This is a genomic window from Erythrobacter rubeus, assembly GCF_014705715.1.
GTDB lineage: Bacteria > Pseudomonadota > Alphaproteobacteria > Sphingomonadales > Sphingomonadaceae > Erythrobacter > Erythrobacter rubeus.
This window is the reverse complement of sequence record NZ_JACXLC010000001.1, coordinates 2,307,541-2,325,371: the sequence shown is the minus strand read 5'-3', so window position 1 is coordinate 2,325,371 and position 17,831 is coordinate 2,307,541. Positions and strand designations below refer to the sequence as shown.

17 protein-coding genes are annotated in these 17,831 nt (G+C 62.6%); 11 read left to right on the top strand and 6 right to left on the bottom strand.

Going from position 1 to position 17,831, the window contains the following annotated elements:
- Together IB285_RS11475 and IB285_RS11470 are read left to right on the top strand one after the other, a co-directional pair.
- Nucleotides 1-531 (top strand): YdcF family protein, encoded by a 531-nt coding sequence (locus IB285_RS11475; RefSeq protein WP_190788297.1) that lies wholly within the window; start codon nt 1-3, stop codon nt 529-531.
- On the top strand, nt 528-1,217 hold the full coding sequence (locus tag IB285_RS11470; protein WP_190788296.1) for a lysophospholipid acyltransferase family protein: 690 nt from the start codon (nt 528-530) through the stop codon (nt 1,215-1,217). The genes IB285_RS11475 and IB285_RS11470 overlap by 4 nt, the downstream gene beginning before the upstream one ends.
- A 13-nt stretch (nt 1,218-1,230) precedes the next feature.
- On the opposite strand, the gene IB285_RS11465 is transcribed toward IB285_RS11470, so the two are convergent.
- Together IB285_RS11465 and hisC are read right to left on the bottom strand one after the other, a co-directional pair.
- The gene (locus IB285_RS11465; RefSeq protein WP_190788295.1) at nt 1,231-2,136 is read right to left on the bottom strand and encodes a prephenate/arogenate dehydrogenase family protein; all 906 of its coding nucleotides are present in this window, start codon (nt 2,134-2,136) and stop codon (nt 1,231-1,233) included.
- Nucleotides 2,133-3,236, bottom strand: a complete 1,104-nt coding sequence (hisC, locus tag IB285_RS11460) for a histidinol-phosphate transaminase (protein WP_190788294.1) — start codon at nt 3,234-3,236, stop codon at nt 2,133-2,135. Before hisC ends, IB285_RS11465 begins: the two co-directional genes overlap by 4 nt.
- Nucleotides 3,237-3,319: 83 nt before the next feature.
- Between hisC and metX the strand changes: the two genes are divergently transcribed.
- Nucleotides 3,320-4,417: a homoserine O-acetyltransferase MetX gene (gene metX, locus IB285_RS11455; RefSeq protein WP_190788293.1), complete on the top strand. Its 1,098-nt coding sequence runs from the start codon at nt 3,320-3,322 to the stop codon at nt 4,415-4,417.
- On the top strand, nt 4,414-5,001 hold the full coding sequence (gene metW / locus IB285_RS11450) for a methionine biosynthesis protein MetW (protein ID WP_190788292.1): 588 nt from the start codon (nt 4,414-4,416) through the stop codon (nt 4,999-5,001). Before metX ends, metW begins: the two co-directional genes overlap by 4 nt.
- A gap of 3 nt (nt 5,002-5,004) precedes the next feature.
- Here the strand turns inward: metW and IB285_RS11445 are convergent, their stop codons facing one another.
- Entirely contained in the window at nt 5,005-5,394 is a 390-nt protein-coding gene (locus tag IB285_RS11445) for a VOC family protein (protein WP_190788291.1), read from the bottom strand.
- A gap of 114 nt (nt 5,395-5,508) precedes the next feature.
- Between IB285_RS11445 and IB285_RS11440 the strand changes: the two genes are divergently transcribed.
- From IB285_RS11440 to IB285_RS11425, 4 genes are all read left to right on the top strand, one after another.
- The gene (locus tag IB285_RS11440) at nt 5,509-5,877 is read left to right on the top strand and encodes a hypothetical protein (protein ID WP_190788290.1); all 369 of its coding nucleotides are present in this window, start codon (nt 5,509-5,511) and stop codon (nt 5,875-5,877) included.
- A gap of 67 nt (nt 5,878-5,944) precedes the next feature.
- Nucleotides 5,945-6,616, top strand: coding sequence for a glutathione S-transferase family protein (locus IB285_RS11435; RefSeq protein ID WP_190788289.1), 672 nt, complete (start codon nt 5,945-5,947; stop codon nt 6,614-6,616).
- A 75-nt stretch (nt 6,617-6,691) separates the two neighbouring features.
- On the top strand, nt 6,692-7,096 hold the full coding sequence (gene msrB, locus IB285_RS11430; protein ID WP_190788288.1) for a peptide-methionine (R)-S-oxide reductase MsrB: 405 nt from the start codon (nt 6,692-6,694) through the stop codon (nt 7,094-7,096).
- A 115-nt stretch (nt 7,097-7,211) separates the two neighbouring features.
- Nucleotides 7,212-9,497 carry a transglycosylase domain-containing protein gene (locus IB285_RS11425; protein ID WP_190788287.1) on the top strand — a complete coding sequence of 762 codons (2,286 nt, stop codon included), beginning with the start codon at nt 7,212-7,214 and terminating at the stop codon, nt 9,495-9,497.
- An 85-nt stretch (nt 9,498-9,582) separates the two neighbouring features.
- Here IB285_RS11425 and IB285_RS11420 read toward each other — a convergent pair whose 3' ends face one another.
- The 3 genes from IB285_RS11420 to hflK all read right to left on the bottom strand — a co-directional run bounded on the left by IB285_RS11420 (nt 9,583) and on the right by hflK (nt 13,354).
- Nucleotides 9,583-11,121: a Do family serine endopeptidase gene (locus tag IB285_RS11420; RefSeq protein WP_328705884.1), complete on the bottom strand. Its 1,539-nt coding sequence runs from the start codon at nt 11,119-11,121 to the stop codon at nt 9,583-9,585.
- Between the two features lie 206 nt (nt 11,122-11,327).
- Nucleotides 11,328-12,164 (bottom strand): protease modulator HflC, encoded by an 837-nt coding sequence (gene hflC, locus IB285_RS11415; RefSeq protein ID WP_190788286.1) that lies wholly within the window; start codon nt 12,162-12,164, stop codon nt 11,328-11,330.
- 2 nt (nt 12,165-12,166) lie between these two features.
- Nucleotides 12,167-13,354 (bottom strand): protease modulator HflK, encoded by a 1,188-nt coding sequence (hflK, locus tag IB285_RS11410; RefSeq protein WP_234033137.1) that lies wholly within the window; start codon nt 13,352-13,354, stop codon nt 12,167-12,169.
- Between the two features lie 146 nt (nt 13,355-13,500).
- On the opposite strand from hflK, the gene IB285_RS11405 reads away from it, so the two are divergent.
- The 3 genes from IB285_RS11405 (at nt 13,501) to hemH (ending at nt 17,830) form a co-directional block, all read left to right on the top strand.
- Nucleotides 13,501-14,439, top strand: coding sequence for an Mrp/NBP35 family ATP-binding protein (locus IB285_RS11405; RefSeq protein ID WP_407925622.1), 939 nt, complete (start codon nt 13,501-13,503; stop codon nt 14,437-14,439).
- 3 nt (nt 14,440-14,442) lie between these two features.
- Nucleotides 14,443-16,716 (top strand): molybdopterin cofactor-binding domain-containing protein, encoded by a 2,274-nt coding sequence (locus IB285_RS11400; protein ID WP_190788284.1) that lies wholly within the window; start codon nt 14,443-14,445, stop codon nt 16,714-16,716.
- Between the two features lie 79 nt (nt 16,717-16,795).
- Complete coding sequence (gene hemH / locus IB285_RS11395; protein ID WP_190788283.1) at nt 16,796-17,830, top strand: ferrochelatase; 1,035 nt, start codon at nt 16,796-16,798, stop codon at nt 17,828-17,830.
- Nucleotide 17,831 lies beyond the last annotated feature (1 nt).

Here is a 17,831-nt window from a genome sequence, read left to right as displayed (position 1 = left end):
GTGTTTCGAAGAGCGATTTCTGCGGTTTTTTTGGTGTGGGCGCTGGGCTTTGTCTGGTTCGCGTTCGCTTTGCCCGAGCCTGCCGACGAGGTGGCGACCGATGCGGTGGTTGTGCCAACCGGCGGAGAGGGGCGGATCGCTCAGGGCCTCGCGGTCCTGAACGAAGGGCTGGCCGAACGCATGCTGGTAAGCGGTGTCGACCGCGAGGTGACGCCTGGCGAATTCGCAGCGGAGTTCGAAGTCGACGAAACGCAGCTCGATTGCTGCATCACTCTGGGATTTTCGGCCGTCGACACGCGCAGCAATGCGGCGGAAACAGCGCAATGGGTGGAAGATAACGGTGTGCGCACCTTACGGCTGGTCACGACAGACTGGCACATGCGCCGCGCGGCGGGTGAACTCAGCCGAGCCTTGCCGTCGGGCGTCAATGTCGTGCGCGATGCGGTTCCCTCCGAGCCGAGTTTCTCGAACCTCTTCCTTGAGTATCATAAGCTGCTTGCGAGCTGGGCGGCGGGGCTGATCGGGCTGTGAAAACGCTCGCGGCAATTTTCCGCAGTCTCCTCTTCTACCCGCTGTTCTATGGGTTCTCGGCAATTCTGGTGGTCGTATCGGTGGTCGCGGTGCCATTGGGACGCGAGCGGCTGAGGAGCGTGGTCGCGCTATGGGGTAGATGGCATCGCTGGTGCGTGCGCACCTTGCTCGGCATTTCGATCCGGCAGGAGGGCGAGATCCCCGATGAGCCGGTGCTGATCGCGGTGAAGCATGAAAGCTTTTTCGAAGCGATCGACATGCCGCGCCTGTTCAGCTTCCCGACCGTATTTGCTAAGCGCGAGCTCTTCATGATCCCGGGTTGGGGATATTCGGCGAAGGTTTACGGCCTGGTTCCGGTCGCGCGCGACGGCGGTGCGCGGTCCTTGCGGCAGATGATCGCCAATGCGCGCCAACGGATTAGCGAGGGGCGTCCGCTGGTAATATTCCCGGAGGGCACGCGGGTGCCGCACGGGGAACAACCGTCGCTCCAATCGGGGTTTGCAGGCATTTACAAGCTGCTTGGCCTGCCGGTCGTGCCGATCGCGGTGAACAGCGGCCCGCTATACCACCGGATCGATAAACGGCCGGGCACCATCACGTACCGGGTGGGCGAGACGATACCCGCGGGGCTCCCTCGCGACGAGATCGAGGACCGTGTACACCGGGCGATCAACGCGCTGAACTAGCGCGTGCGAAGCATCATCCGTGATCGTCGCGCCCGAAATCGGGCCGGTCGTCATCCTGGCCTTCTTCGATAACCTGCCGCCTGATCGCGCGGGTGCGGCTGAACAGATCATGCAGCGTATCCCCGTCGCCGGAGCGGATGGCGCGCTGAAGCGCTGTCAGATCCTCGCTGAATCGGCCCAGCATTTCGAGCACCGCGGACTTGTTCGACAGGAACACGTCGCGCCACATGACGGGATCGGAAGCGGCGATGCGCGTGAAGTCGCGGAAGCCGCCAGCGGAATACTTGATGACTTCGCTGCGCGTCACCTCCTCCAGATCGCTGGCTGTGCCGACGATGGTGAAAGCGATAAGGTGCGGGATGTGGCTCGTTACCGCCAGCACCAGATCGTGATGCTCTGCTTCCATGATCTCGACATTGGCGCCGAGAGTGGTCCAGAAAGCGGTGACCGCCTCGATCGCTGCTGGATCGGTGCCGGCTTCGGGGGTGAGGATGCACCAGCGGTTCGTGAAGAGGCTGGAAAACCCGGCCTCCGGACCGCTTTGCTCGGTGCCCGCGACCGGATGAGCAGGGATTATGGTTCGGCCCGGGAGCGCTGCGGCGAGCGCTTTGCCGACGCTTTGCTTCGATGAACCGACATCGCTTACGATCACACCATCCGGCAGCGCATCTGCAAAGGACCGCGCGGCCTCCTCCATTGCGCCGACGGGCACGCAGAGGATTACCAGATCGGCTTCGCGCACAGTGTCTTCAGCGGTTTCGCAGACAGCCGAAACCAGTCCGCGCGCCTTGGCGGCTTCGCGGACTTCGGGATCGCGGTCGAACCCTGTCGTGCGGAGATCCGGAGCATGATCGCGGATGGCGAGACCGATCGACCCGCCAAGTAGACCGAGCCCGATAATGGCGACGTTACGTATCAAGCCGCTTCTCCGCACAGCTGACGAAGGACGGCAATCACGCGGTCCATGTCCTCGCTCTTCCCGATGGTGATACGCAGCGCGTGGCGCAGCCCCGGTTCGGGAAGGTGTCGCACTGCGTAGCCAGTCTCGGCGATCGCTGTGAGGGCAGCCTCAGCTGACAGATCGCCGTTGAATTCGACCAGCAGGAAATTGGCCTCGCTCGGTACCGAAGACAGTCCGTGATTGCCGAGCGCGGCGACGGCGCTTTCGAGGCGCGACCGCTCGGCGGCATTGTGCGCACGGCTGCGCTCCACGAAATCCTGATCACCCAGCGCGGCGAGGCCCGCTTTCTGCCCGCTTGCCGTGACGTTGAAGGGGCCGCGAATGCGGTTAAGTGTGTCGATGAGGCCCGGCGCGCCGGTCGCCCAGCCGATGCGCTCCGCAGCGAGGCCGTAAATCTTCGAAAAGGTGCGCGTGACGAGCACGTTTTCGTGTGCCGCCGAGAGCTCGAACCCGGTCCGCTGCATCGCCGGATCGAGATATTCGGCATAGGCTTCGTCGATGACGAGCAGAACTTCTTTTGGGAGGCCTGCGTGCAGTCTTCGAACCTGCTCGGGCTCAATCCAGGTGCCGGTCGGATTGTTGGGATTGGCGAGGAAGACCACGCGGGTGCGGTCTGTCACCGCGCTCATCAGAGCGTCGACGTCGGCGGTGAATGCGCGGTCTGGAGCCTCCACTGGCGACGCGCCGCAGCGCCGTGCGGCGATGTCGTAAACCGAAAAGGAGTGCCTGCTGAACAGCACTTCGTCGCCCTGTCCGGCAAACCCTTGCGCCGCCAGATTGAGCAATTCGTCCGATCCCGTTCCGCACACGATCCGGTCCGCATCGAGGCCGTGCACTTCCGCGATTTTCTCGCGCAGCGCCGCGGCGGAAGGGTCAGGATAGGTCGCCGCTTCGCCTCGCGCGGCCTCAAGGGCCTGTAGCGCTGCCGGGCTCGTGCCGAGAGGGTTTTCGTTGGCCGACAACTTGACCAGCGACCGGCCATCGCTCGCGGTCGATTTACCGGGCACATAGGCGTGGATTCCGAGGATCCAGGGTTTGGGCGTGGGAAGTGTCGACATGAGCGCCGCGGCGATAACCGCTTCGTCCGCATTAGAACAGTCTAATTGACACAGGCAGCCCTCTCGCCCAATTCGCTCGGCCAATGAACAAAGCTGCGGCCTCGAATATCTACGACATTCTGGATGACCTTCCGCTCGATAGCGGGCAGGTGCTCACCGGCGCGCAGATTGCGTACGAGACCTATGGCGAATTGGCGGCGGACCGATCGAATGCGGTTCTGATCTGCCATGCCCTGACCGGCGATCAATACGTTGCGAGCAACCACCCGATAACCGGCAAGCCCGGCTGGTGGGAACGGATGGTCGGCCCCGGCAAGCCGATCGATACGGATTGCCATCACGTCATCTGCGCCAATGTAATCGGAAGCTGTATGGGCTCGACCGGTCCGGCGAGCGAAGCCTCCGATGGCGCAGCTTACGCGATGCGGTTCCCGGTCATCACGATCCGCGACATGGTCCGCGGACTGATGGCCTTGCTCGACGGATTGAAGATCGAGCGGCTCCACACTGTCGTGGGCGGTTCGATGGGCGGCATGCAGGCGCTCAGCCTTGCGGCAAACTGGCCCGAGCGCGCGGAGCGGGTGCTCGTGATCGCCTCGACCGCGCGGCATTCGGCGCAGAACATCGCGTTTCACGAAGTCGGGCGGCAGGCGATCATGGCGGATCCTGCATGGGCGGATGGCGACTATTACGCGAGCGGTGCCTCGCCCGATAACGGGCTCGCCGTGGCGCGCATGGCGGCGCACATCACCTATCTGTCCGAAGAGGGTCTGACCGAAAAGTTCGGGCGACGGCTACAGAATCGCAAATCGAAAAGCTTCGGCTTCGATGCCGATTTCCAGGTCGAAAGCTACCTCCGATATCAGGGCAGCGGGTTTACTCAGCGCTTCGATGCGAACTCTTACCTCTATATCACCCGCGCAATGGATTACTTCGACCTTGCCGAGGAACATGGCGGCAAGCTGGCGAACGCGTTTCACGGGACGAGCGCACGGTTCTGCCTTGTGAGCTTCGATACCGACTGGCTCTACCCGACGGCGGAAAGCCGCCATATCGTCCATGCGCTCAACGCCGCCGGTGCAAAGGTCAGCTTTGTCGAGCTGAGCGCGCCCAACGGGCATGATAGCTTTCTGCTCGAGCACGAACAGCTCGACCGCGTAGTGCAGGGCTTTGTCGAATGAGCCTGCGCCCCGACCTAGCCGCCATTGCCGCCCATGTTGCGCCGGGAACGCGGGTGCTCGATATCGGCTGCGGTGACGGCGCGCTGATGGCGGAGCTCGAAAGCGCGAGCGATGTGGATGCGCGCGGAATGGAGCTCGACCCGGCGTTGGTCGAACGCTGCGTGGCGCGCGGTCTCTCAGTGGTTCAGGGCGATGCCAACACCGACCTTGCAAACTATCCGGACAAGGCGTTCGATTATGCGATCCTCAGCCAGACGCTGCAAACCGCGACGCGGCCGGACCTGATCCTGGATGAGCTGCTGCGCGTCGGCGACAAGGCCTTCGTCAGCTTCCCGAACTTTGCGCATTGGCGCACGCGCGCCGCGCTGATGTTCGGCGGGCGGATGCCGGTGACGCGGGCTCTGCCGGTAAGCTGGTACGAAACGACCAACATTCACCACGTCACAATCGACGATTTCCGCGAGCTTGCACGTGCCAAGGGCGCCCGGATCGAATGCGCCTGGTATTTCGCGCATGAGAACGAAATCGGCGCGGCAGCTGCTAACTGGCGCGCCGAATTCGCGGTATTTCAACTTTCGCGGTGACGGTCAGCCGCGATTGATGCCGCAAACCTTGTGGCCGTCAGGGTCGAGGAAATAGCACAGGTTCATCGTGCCCATGGTGCTTTCGCGCGGACCGGGAGGGTCTTCGATGCTGGTCCCGCCATTGGCGATGGCGACGTCGTGCATTTCGGTCACCTGTTCCAGACTGTCGCAGGCGAAGCCGATGGTAAAACCGTTCGCGCAATTCGCCTCTTCGCCATTGATCGGCTCGCTGATCGAAAAGGTATGGCCGCCATGCATGTAAAACAGCCGTGTGTGACCGGTGTCGTTCACATGGACCATCGGCTCCCCAGCGCCAAGCACACCGAGAACGGCGTTGTAGAAGGCTTTCGATCGCTCGATATCGTTGCTGCCGATCATCACGTGGCTAATCATGGGCGTGGGTACTCCTCGGTTGAATGAAGCGCTTGCGTAAGCGAGGCGCATCCCCTCGGCAAGAGCGGTGATCGGTAGTGGGCCATTCACTTTCCCTGTGATAGGGCCGCGCCCATGCTCACTCATCTCCTTGGCGCAGCTTTGCTCGCCGTCAGCGCCCAAGCCTCTCCGCCAGCCGTCTCGGCGCAAAACGCCAGCCTTTCGCAGGAAAGCAAGGCGTTGCTGCGGTGCTCCGCCGCCTTTGCGGTCGTCTCCCACGGGCAGTCGATCAGCAACGAAGCCGCGCTCAAATGGCCGCCGCTCGACACGCGCGGGCGTGAGTTTTTCGTGCGCGCGCTCGCTCAGCTGATGGACGAAACCGGGCTGGACCGCGCGGGTATTTCCCAATTGGTCAGCGCGGAGGCGCAACGATTGTGGGACGATGGGGAGATCGAGGCGGTGATGCCGGCATGTCTCGTCATGCTTGACGCATCCGGCGTCTGAAAACTTCTCGTTGCCACCCGCAACGCGATAGCTTTCCGCCGCGTTTTCAGGCATTGCGTTAACCGTAATGTGGAAGCTCTACCAATTTCCCCTCTGTCCATTCAGTCGCAAGATCCGCTTGCAGATGGGCGAAAAGAACATCGCCTATGAATTGGTGCGCGAGGATCCGTGGACGGCTTCCGATTTTTTCTTCAACCTCAATCCTGCTGGCCGGACGCCGGTGCTGGTGAATGACGACAAGGGCATCGTCATCGCGGACAGTCGGGCGATCGGCGAATATTTCGAAGAGACGGTCGATCGCTCTCCGATGATCAACGGCACTGCGACGGGCCGGGCGGAGATTCGGCGCCTGACCGCGCTGTTCGACGAGAACTTCTACGCTGACGTCACCGCGCCTCTTCTGTCCGAGCGGATGAAGAAACGGATCGTCCTGCGCCAGCCGCCCGATAGCCGCGCGCTGCGAGAAGCGATGAAGATGGCGCACGGCCATCTCGATTACATGGACTGGCTGATCGACAATCGCCCCTGGCTCGCCGGATCGACGATGAGCATGGCCGATCTCGCCGCTGCGGCACAGATCAGCGTCGCGGACTACCTCGGCGGGATCGACTGGACCGGGCACGAGCAGACCCGCGGCTGGTACGCCGTGTTCAAGAGCCGTCCGAGCTTCCGCCCGCTCCTCACCGAACGCATGGACGTGATCAAGCCGCCGGCGCATTACGCGCTGGTCGATGGCTAAGGCTCGGCCTAAGGCTGGGGCCAGGGTTGGAACGTCCTATCCGCCGCACCATTTAGAGGTGTGATGGAGAACGAAATGAGTGACGATCTGAAAACTCTGACCGATGCCGAATGGCGCAAGAAACTGACGGCAGAGCAATATCACGTCCTGCGCGAAGCAGGCACCGAGCGTGCTTTTACGGGCGAATACGACAAGCACTACGAAGAGGGCGAATACACCTGCGCCGGATGCGGCACGGTGCTGTTCGAAAGCGACGCAAAGTATAACAGCGGATGCGGCTGGCCGGCATTCACCAAGCCCGCCGAAGAAGAGACGGTCGAAGAGAAACGCGACGTTTCCTTTGGCATGATCCGCACCGAGGTTCTCTGCGCGAAATGCGGCGGGCATCTGGGGCACGTATTTCCCGATGGTCCGCCCGAAGAGGGCGGGATGCGGTATTGCATCAATTCCGCTGCGCTCAATTTCGACAAGGACGATTAAGGCGACCTTCTCGCCAAAACGGGGCCTAACGCGCCCGCCGGTGTTCACGCCGGGTTACAACTTGCCTAAGCAGAGCGGGCAAGGCGGTTTTCATTGCACGGACAAATAAACCAGAATGTCGAAACGGGGTGACCGATTGCAGAACAAGGGCAAGCGCGGGTCGCGCCGCGCGGCGGCGGAACGCGCCGCATCCCGGACGCCTGCGAAAAAGCGCAAGACGAGCGCTAGGGCGGATGAACCCTCTTGGATCTGGCGCTGGACCAAGCGGGTTGTTTTATGGGGCGGCGCGGCGGCGGTTCTGGGCGCGATCTTCCTCGCTTTCGCGGTGGGGTTCGCCGCGCGGTCTATTCCCAGCTTTTACCAGTTGAAATCGACCCAGAATGCGCAGACGATCCTGGTTAGAGCACGGGACGGGAGCGAGATCGTCGAATTGGGCCCAAGCTTCGGCGAATGGCTCGATTTCGATGAGATCCCGGCCAATATGAAGAACGCGATGATCGCGGTCGAAGACAAGCGATATTACTCGCACTTCGGCATCGATCCGTATCGCCTGACCGGCGCCATCGTGGAAGGGTTTACCGGCGACGACCGGATCGGCGGCACTTCGACCATCAGTCAGCAGCTGGCACGCAATATCTTCCTCAATTCGAACCGGACATTCGACCGAAAGGCCCGCGAAGCCGTGCTTGCGATGGCGCTCGAATGGAAGTTCTCGAAAGAGCAAATCCTCGAACTCTATCTCAATAAGGTCTATTTCGGCGGTGGTGCCTACGGTGTCGACAGCGCGAGCCGGACGTTCTTCAGCCATCCGGCCACCGATTTGAGCGTGGCCGAGGCTTCGATCATCGCCGGGCTGGTTAAGGCACCAAGTCGCTATTCTCCCACAGCCGATGTCAACGCCGCCGTTGCGCGGGCTCGTACGGTTCTGCGGCTCATGCGTGAGCAGGGATATATCACCGAGCGTCAGGCTTCGGTGAATGTGGACACCGTCGAACTGAAGGAGCAAGTCGGCCAGAATTCGGTCCGCTACTTTACCGACTGGGCCCTGCCGCAGCTCGATATTCTGCTGCCCGAAACCTTCGCCCCGATCGAGGTCTGGACGACGCTGGATGTCGGCATGCAGCGGGCGGCGACGGCTTCCATCGAATCCAACACGCCGAACGGTTCGCAAGGGGCGCTGGTAAGCATGGACCGGGATGGGGCGATCCTCGCTCTGGTCGGCGGAACCGACTATGTCGAAACCAATTTCAACCGGGCTACCGCCGCCATGCGCCAGCCCGGATCCTCCTGGAAGCTGTTCGTCTATCTCGCCGCGCTTGAGGCTGGATACACGCCCGATGACCGCGTGGTCGATACGCCGGTGACAATCGACGGCTGGAGTCCGCGCAATTCCAACGGGCGCAATATCGGCGAGACCAATTTGCGCTCGGCCTTTGCCTATTCCGTGAACACGGTCGCTGCGCAGCTGGGGAACGAGGTCGGTTTCGGCACCGTCGCATCGATGGCGCGCCGGTTCGGAATTAGCTCGCCTGTATCGACTTTCCCCTCGATGGTGCTTGGATCGTCCGAAGTCCGCTTGATCGAGATGACGCGCGCTTTTGCTACTGTTTCTGCAAAAGGTGAGGGGATCGAACCATACGGCATTACCAAGGTCTCCACCGCCGATGGTGAGCTGCTTTACGAGCGGGAAAAGCCCCGCACCAACGTGATCGTGGCGGACTATGTCGTAGCTGGGATCACCGATCTCCTGCAGACGGCGGTCCAGACCGGCACGGGGCGTGCGGCGCAAATCGGGCGTCCGGTTGCCGGCAAGACTGGCACGACCAGTTCCAACAAGGATGGCTGGTTTGTCGGGTTCTCCTCCGGCATCACCACCGGCGTCTGGATGGGCCGCGACGATGCGCAGCCGGTATCGGGTCTGCAGGGTGGACGCGCCCCTGCGCGCGCCTTCGCTGCGTACATGCGCTATGCGGTCAAGGACCGCGCCGTCGAGCAATTCGATACCGAGCTTAACCTGCCGGAATGGCGGCTGGAGCCGGATGACGAATATCTGTTCGGTGATCCCGACGATTATTATTTCATCGACGAGGACGGCAATCTGATCGAACCGGGCCAGCGCGACCCATCGAACAATCCCTTCGACATAGAAGGCGAACTGCGCGATCCGCCTGTCGACCAGGGCCAGATCGACACGCCGACAGTAGATGCTCCGCCCGCCGTAAGTGAGGATTTTCTCGAGCGCGCGACCGGCGGGGCGTTGCCGGGTGATCGCGAACGGCAACCGGGCCAGAACCGTGAGCGTTCTCCGGCTCCGCAGGAGCAGTCATCGGCGACAGTGCCCGAAGGTGTCCGGATTATCAGGCCGCGCCGCGCGGCAGAGGAACAGGCCCTCGCAAACTGACGATACGAAAAGGGCGCTGCGAGATGATATCGCAGCGCCCTTTTTGTGTTCCGTGACGCCAGCTGAGCGTCAGCCGGACGTAACCTTAGCGTAGGCGGATCGGCAGGAAGCGCGGCGGCTGCCCCCGGCGTTGCACACGCAGCAGAACCGCATCGCGGCCGTCGCTTTCCGCAGCGGCAATCGCAGCGCGAAGATCATCGACCGTCGCGACAGCGTTGTACTGAGCGGAAAGGATGATGTCGCCGCGGCGCAGTCCCTTTCGCCCGGCGTCGGAATTGGGATCGACCTGGCCAATCACGAGGCCAGTCGTATCCTCTTCAACGCCCAGCGAACGCGCGATCTGCGGGGTGATGCTGAGCACTTGCAGGCCCAGCTTTTCCGCGATTTCGGTGTCCATATCCTCAGGTGCCATCGGCTCTTCGGATTCGGGATCGAACGTCTGTTGTTGGTCTTGGATTTCGCTCTCGCTGGGCCGGCGGCCCAAGGTGGCGTTGACCGTCAATTCGCGTCCGTCGCGGATGACGGAGATCGGAATGCTGGTGCCCGGCTCAAGATTCGCGACAAGGAACGACACTGTCTGTTCGGACGTCACTTCATTGCCGTTTACCGCCGTGACGATGTCGCCGGGACGCAGGCCTGCGAGGTCGGCAGCGCTGTCTTCCTGGACGTTCTGAATGATCTCGCCGCGATTGCGCGGCAGGCCCAGCGAGTCTGCGAAGTCATCGTCGATCGGGTTGAGACCCACACCCAGGAAGCCGCGCTCGATCTCGAGACCTTCCTTGAGCTGATCGACAATCGGCGCCGCGATTTCGGCAGGGATGGCAAAGCCGATCCCGACACTCCCGCCCGAAGGCGAGAAGATCGCGTTGTTGATGCCGATCACGTTGCCCTGCATGTCGAACAGCGGGCCGCCCGAATTGCCTCGGTTGATGCTGGCATCGGTCTGGATGTAGCGGTCATACGCCGACCCGGAACCGGTGTTCCGGTAGACTGCCGAGACGATGCCGCTTGTCACAGTCCCACCAAGGCCGAATGGGTTGCCGATCGCGACCACCCATTCACCAACCCGTGTCTGAGCCGAGTCGCCGAATTGCACAAACGGGAAGGTGCGGTCGGACTGGATTTTCAGCACCGCAAGATCGGACGCCGCATCCGCTCCGACCAGTTCGGCCTGATACTCCGTGCCGTCGGGGAAGGTCACCGTGATCTCTTCCAGTGTCGCGCGGTTATTGGGCGCAACGACGTGGTTGTTGGTGACGACGAAACCGTCGGCGGAAATGATGAAGCCGCTACCCAGCGACTGTGCTTCGCGGGTCTGGGGCTGTTGCTGCTGGTTCTGCCCGCGGCGGCGGTTGAACAGCTCGGCAAATGGCGTTCCCGCGAAGGGATTGCGGTTCACCTCGACGCGCTGGCGGGTGGCGATGTTGACGACGGCGGGTTGCAGCTGCGCAGTCAAATCCGCGAAGCTGGCAGGGGCGCCGGCCTGCGGCACGACATCCCTCATGACGCTGGAATCGTTTTGCGCCACCTGCGCACCGGCTGGCTGACCGGTCATCAGCGACACCGCTGCACCGCCAACCAGAAGAGCGCTCGTCAATCCATAAACATACCGCACGTTGTTCACGTCCTCTTATTCCTCTTTTTAAGGACCGGTAACGAGCGATGGTGATCGCATGTTCCGGCCTCAGGCCTGTTAATTCTTACGTGCCCACAATGCGCCTGGACGCACTTAACCGCGATTGAACACGGCTGTAGCCGGTAGTCTCATGTCAGCGGTTCGTCGGACGTAGCAATTAAGTTACGCCGAGCGGACTAGCCGTTTGATCGATGTCAGCGCTGTCCTCGGAACTGGCGCAGATATTCATTGTCCGGCGAAAGGATAATCGAGCTGTCGCCGCGTCCCTCACCCTTGGCGAAGCTCTGTTCGTAGCTCTGCATGGCACGGTAGAAATCGTAGAAATTGCCGTCCTTGCCGAAAGCGTCGGCATAGATCCGCGCGGCTTCTGCGTCGGCCTCGGCGCGGATGATCCGCGCGTCGCGGGTGCCTTGCGCCCGGATCGTGCGAGCTTCGCGCTCACGGTCCGATTCCATGCGCTGGAATGCCGATTCAAGCGGGCGACCTTCGGGAAGGTCGGTGCGCTTGATCTGAACATCGATCACCTCTGCGCCGTATTGCCGGGCCTCACGGTCGAGGTTCTCGCGGACATTGGCGAGAGCGGTGCCGCGTTCTGCCGTCAGCATCGCGGCGAATGTCCGGCGGCCAAGCTCCTGACGAAGTGCCGAGTTGAGGATGGGCTCCAGCGCCACGCGCACGCCGTCGGTGGTGCCGGCGCGTTCGACCATGCGGATCGGATCGACAATGCGGAACCGCGCATAGGCGTTGACGAGCAGACGCTGCTGGTCGTTCGAGAGAACTTCCTCATCGGTCATTTCCAGATCGAGCACGCGTTTTTCGATCGTGCGAACGGATTCGATGATCGGAACGCGGAAATACAGCCCGGCCTCGCTCTGGCCGTTGGGAGTGTTCACGGTGCGCACGGGCTCACCGGTGCGGACCACGACCACCTGTTCCTCTTCATTGACGACATAGGCGCTCATCAAGAAGCCGATGAAGGCAAGCGCGACGAGGATGACCGCCCAGCGATAATTGTTCCAGAGAGCTTCCATGATTATTGACCCTGCTGATTTTGACTTGGCTGCGCGGTGATTTGCGCGGGCTGTGCGCGGCGGCGCAGTTCAGGCAGCGGCAGGTACGGGGTGACGCCCTCCGCCTCGACAATGGTCTTGTCGGTTTGCGCAAGGACCCGTTCCATGGTCTCGTAATAGAGACGCTGGCGGGTTACGCCCGGCGCGAGGCGGTATTGTTCGTAAACCTTGTCGAACGCCTCGGCCTCACCTTCCGCGCCTGCGATCGTCTGCTGCGCATAGCCGCGGGCCTGGTTGCGCGCAGCGTCGGCATTCTGTTCTGCCACGGAAACATCGCGGAATGCGTCGACCACTTCGCTAGGCGGGTCGGCCTTCGCAATTTCGACACCGACAACCTGAATACCGGCACGGTATGCATCAAGCGTGGCCTGCATGCGCTCGCGCACGGATTGCTGGATCTCGGCGCGTCCGGCACCGGTAAAGGTCTCATCCAGCGTTTTCTCGGCGACGGATGCGCGCATCGCGGCTTCGGCCACTTCGCTTACGGTTTCAACCGGCTCGGCGAGCTGGAATTTGAAGTCTGCCAGATCGTTGATCCGCCAGCGGACGATGTAGCTCAGATCGACGAGGTTCTGGTCTCCGGTAAGGATCAGCTTCGCGCGCTCGCCCGAAGTCGGGATGTTGACGGCACGAACACCTTCCACGTCTTCGATATCGACCGTCTCGATCGGATAGGGCCACGTGAAGTTGAGACCTGAATCCAGAGTGCGGCTGTAATTACCGAGCGTTTTCACGACAGCCTTTTCCTTCGGTTCGATCAGGTGAGTGCTCGAAAGGAACAAACCGATCAGAACGATGCCGACGATGACCACCGGCACAAGGTTCCGGCCGCCGGGTCCTTCGGGAAGGCGAAAGCTTGGTCCGCCGGGCCCGCCGCCGCGGCGCGGTCCTTCGGGGCCGCGGTTCTTGAAAATATCTTCAATGCTGGCGGAGCGGCGCTTGCCGCCGCCAGAGCCACCGCCCGGGAGCCAAGGATTGCGCGGACCGTCCGAGCCGCCGTCGCCCGGCTTGTCCCCGGTCGGACGGTCGCTGTCGCCACTACCCTGACCGGCACCGCCCGTGCCACTCCCCCACGGGTTTTTCCTTCCAGCCATGGCAAGACCCTGTCCGGCTGTGCCAAAGCGTGCTCTGAAACGATCAAAAATCTGCATAATCCCCTTATAGGTATGCAATCTGGCGAAAAACAGGGGTTCGTGTCCGAAAAGAAGAGCGGACAGGGCGATTTTGATGATAGAGGCTCCGCGCTATGAGTGAGGCTGAGAATCCAGAGGCGATCGAGGCGCGTTTGCGCTCCGGAATGCCGGAGAATATCGAACGCCGCGTGCAATCGGTGCGCCTTTCAAAAGGGCGGGCCATTGTCGTCGCGGATGCCGGCGACATGCGCCCTGAAGAGCGCGAGGTTCTCGAGGTGGCTTACAGACAAGCGCTCGAAGGTGTCGAAGGCGTCGAAGAGGTCCGCGTCGCCCTTACGGCAGATCGCAAGCGCCGGCGGATCATCGCCATCGGGTCCGGTAAAGGCGGCGTGGGCAAATCCACGCTGACGACCAACATCGCCGTCGCACTCGCGCGCCAGGGGCACAAGGTCGGCGTGATCGATGGCGATATCTACGGACCATCGCAGCCCAAATTGCTGGCGACGGAAAACCGAAAGCCCGAAGCGCAGGGCGACAAGCTCATACCGCTCGAAAGCCCGCATGGCGTGAAGGTCCTGTCGATGGGGCACCTCGTCGCACCGGGAAAGGCGCTCGCCTGGCGCGGTCCGATGGCTGGAAAAGCTTTGGGACAACTGGTCGATGCTGATTGGGGGGATACCGATCTCCTGCTGATCGACCTGCCGCCGGGCACGGGCGATGTGCAGCTTTCGATGATGGCCGACAGCAAGCCCGATGGCGCCGTGCTGGTGTCCACACCGCAGGACCTGGCGCTGATCGATGCGGCGCGGGCCGGGCAATTGTTCGAACAGGGAGAGGTCAGCATTATCGGTCTCGTCGAGAATATGGCCGGATACGAATGCCCGCATTGCGGCGAGGTCAGCGATCCCTTCGGACAGGGCGGGGTCGAGAAATTCGCAAAAGCGCTCGAAATCCCGTTTCTGGGCCGGGTCCCGCTGACGCTGGAAACGCGGCAAAGCGGAGATGCGGGAAAACCGCCTGCAGCATCGGACGGCAAAGGGGCAGAGCCTTTTCACGCGATCGCCGAGCGCATTGCAGCATGGCTGCGCGGTGAGGGCATTTAGGCGGTGCGGGTTTCGCGGCGGGGCATTCTGGCAGGGTCGGCGGTCGGCGGCGGATTGCTCGTCGCCTGGTACCTGCTCCCCCGAAACTATCCCGATCCGTTGGAGGCGGCGAGCGGAGAGCATGTCTTCGGCGCATGGCTGAAGATTGCCGAAGACAGCGTTGTGACCGTCGCAGTGCCGCAGCTTGAGATGGGGCAAGGCATCACGACCCTGCTGCCGCAGGTCATCGCGCAGGAACTGGGCGCGGACTGGCGGCAGATCGCGATCGAACCGGCGCCGATTTCGGCTGCCTATGCCAATGTTCCGCTTGCGCAGAAATGGATGCCATTATGGGATCCACTGGCTGCCGGCCTCAGCGAGACGACCGATGAAATTATCGCGATGCGGTTTGCGCACGAGAGCCGGTTCAACGTCACGGCCCACGGGACTTCGATCGAGGCTTTCGAGGGTTCATGCCGGGACGCCGCCGCCGCTGCGCGCGCCATGCTGGCGCAAGAGGCGGCGGAGAGATGGGACGTCGCCTGGGAGGAGTGCGAGGTATCCGGCGGGATCGTGTCGCAGGGGGAAAACCGCGCGACATTCGGTGAATTGGCAGCAGCTGCTGCGCAGAGGGACGTGCCCGATCCACCGCCGCTTCGGCCTGAGCTGCCGGGATCGGACAGTCCGCCGGATATCGCCGATGCGCCGCCCGCTTTCCCGCGCATCGATCTGCCGTCGAAGGTCGATGGGCGTTACCAGTTTGCGAGCGACGTGCGGCTGCCGGGCATGGTCTTCGCTGCGATCCGCCACGGTCCCAATGACGGGGCCGAGCTGACCGAGTTCGATGAGAGCGCGGCGGCAAACGTCGCGGGCATCGTCGGCGCGGTCAGATCGCGAAGCTGGCTCGCTGTAGTGGCCAACACCTGGTGGAGCGCGGAAAGAGCGCTCGCCGCCATGAAGCCGCAATTCCGCGTCGCATTCCCGGTCGACAGCGCAGAGATCGCCGCGCGGCTCGATACGACGGTCGATGGCGGGGCTTCGTTTCGAATTGCGGAGACCGGTTCGGGCGAGGAGGCGATGACCCGGGTCGACATGGCGCGCCGCTACGATGTCGATCCTGCCCCTGCCGCTCCGCTCGAAACGGCGAGTGCGGCGGCGCGGTACGAAGATGGGCGCCTTGAGCTATGGATTGCCAGCCAGGCTCCGGAACAGGCGCGAAAGGCGGCAGCGAAGGCGGTCGGCGCGGGCGCTGAGGACGTGGTGCTTTACCCCATGCCGGCAGGCGGCAGCTTCGATGCACGGCTCGAGCACGAACACGCGATCGAGGTCGCTGTGATCGCGAAGGAACTAGGCCGTCCGGTGCAGCTGACTTGGCCTCGCCGCGACGAGATGATCCGCGCGAAGCCGCGCACACCGGCTTACACCCTGATCGGTGCGCAGCTTTCGCAATCGGGCGATGCATCGATCGAGGCTTTGCGGACTCGCATAGCCTGCCCGCCTGCAATGCACGAGTTTGGCGAGCGTTTTTTCCGGAACCGGACTTCCTCGGCTGCGATCCGCGAAAGTGAAGGGAAGAAGGATCCCCTCGCGTGCGAAGGCGCGGTGCCTGCTTACCGGCTGCCGAGCGTGGTCGTCGACCATATCCCTGTTGAAATAGGCCTTCCAGTTGGCCGGGTCCGAGGAAACTCTCACACCTACACGGCCTTCGCGACCGAAAGCTTCATCGACGAGATCGTGCAGGAGAACGGACGCGAGCCGCTTTCCTACCGGATGGCGATGCTGGGTGACGACGTCCGGCTCGCCGCCTGCCTCCAGCGCGCGGCGCGGATGGCCGAATGGGATGGCGGGCGCGATCAAAGCGGGCAGGGCATCGCCTGCTACCGGCTCGGCGATAGCGAAACCGGCGGCCGCATCGCCTGCGTCGCGACCGCGCGCCAGGGCGAGGGCGGGCTGCGCGTCACGCGGTTAAGCGCCGCGGTCGATATCGGGCGGATCGTCAATGAAGATATTGCGCGCCAACAGATCGAAGGCGGGCTCATTTTCGGTATGGGTATCGCGCTCGGCAACAACATCGCGTTTCGGGCTGGGCTGCCGGAAAGCTACGATTACGCCGATCTTGGCCTGCCGAGCCTTGAGGATTGCCCTGATGTAGAGATCGAATTCGTCGCCAGCACCGCCTCACCTGCCGATCCGGGAGAATTGGGAGCGGTCATCGCGCCGCCGGCGATTGCAAATGCGCTGTTTTCTGCGACAGGCTTGAGACTGCGCCGCCTGCCCTTACTTTCAGGCGGCATCTAACGCGGATCGGAGGCCATCGCCCGAGGTTCGACCAGACCGAGCGAAGGATATAGATCGCCTCCCGGGCGTTACCCAAACCATGACCTGGCAAAAGCAGCGCCTTCCCAATGACCATCCGCCGGTGAAAAGCGGTTCGATCGGCGTACTGCTGGTCAATCTCGGCACGCCGGACGGCCCAGATCCGGGCTCGGTCAAGCGCTATCTCAAGCAGTTTCTGTCCGATCCCCGCGTCATCGAAATTCCGAAGCTGGCATGGCAACCCATCCTGCGCGGAATTATCCTCAACACCCGCCCGCAAAAAAGCGCTCAGGCCTATGCCAAGATCTGGACCGAACGCGGCTCTCCCCTGGCCGACATCACCGCGCGCCAGGCCGAGGCGGTTGCGGATGACCTGGGCGAGAGCGTGGTTGTCGATTACGCCATGCGCTACGGTTCGCCATCGATCGAGCAGCGCCTTACCGAGCTGACCGAGAAGGGCTGCGATCGCATCCTGATCGCGCCGATGTATCCGCAATATTGTGCCGCCACGACTGCAACGGTGTTCGACGAGGTCGCACGGGTCTTGGGCGAGATGCGCTGGCAGCCCGCGCTGCGCTTTGTGCCCCCTTACCATGACGACCCTGCCTATCTCGATGCGCTGGCCGATGACCTCACGCGGCAGGTCGCCGCGCTATCGTTTCGCCCCGAAGTAATGCTGCTATCCTTCCACGGGATGCCGCAGCGGACGCTGGAGCAGGGCGATCCCTACCATTGCCATTGTCACAAGACCGCCCGGCTTTTGCGCGAACGGTTGGCGGAGCGGCCCGAATTCGAAGGCGTGCGGTTCGAGACGACATTTCAATCCCGCTTCGGACCTGCCCAGTGGCTCGAACCGGCAACCGACGCGACTTTGGTGGCCGAGGGACAAAAGGGGACCAAGCGGCTGGTCGTCGCGGCCCCCGGCTTTGCTGCGGATTGCGTCGAAACGCTGGAGGAACTTGCGCTTGAAGGGCGTGATGAGTTTATCGAGGCAGGCGGAAGCGATTACGCGGTTCTCGACTGCCTGAATGTCAGCGCAAGCGGCGTCAAAATGATCGACGCGCTGATCCGCAGGGAGCTTTCCGGCTGGATCTGAG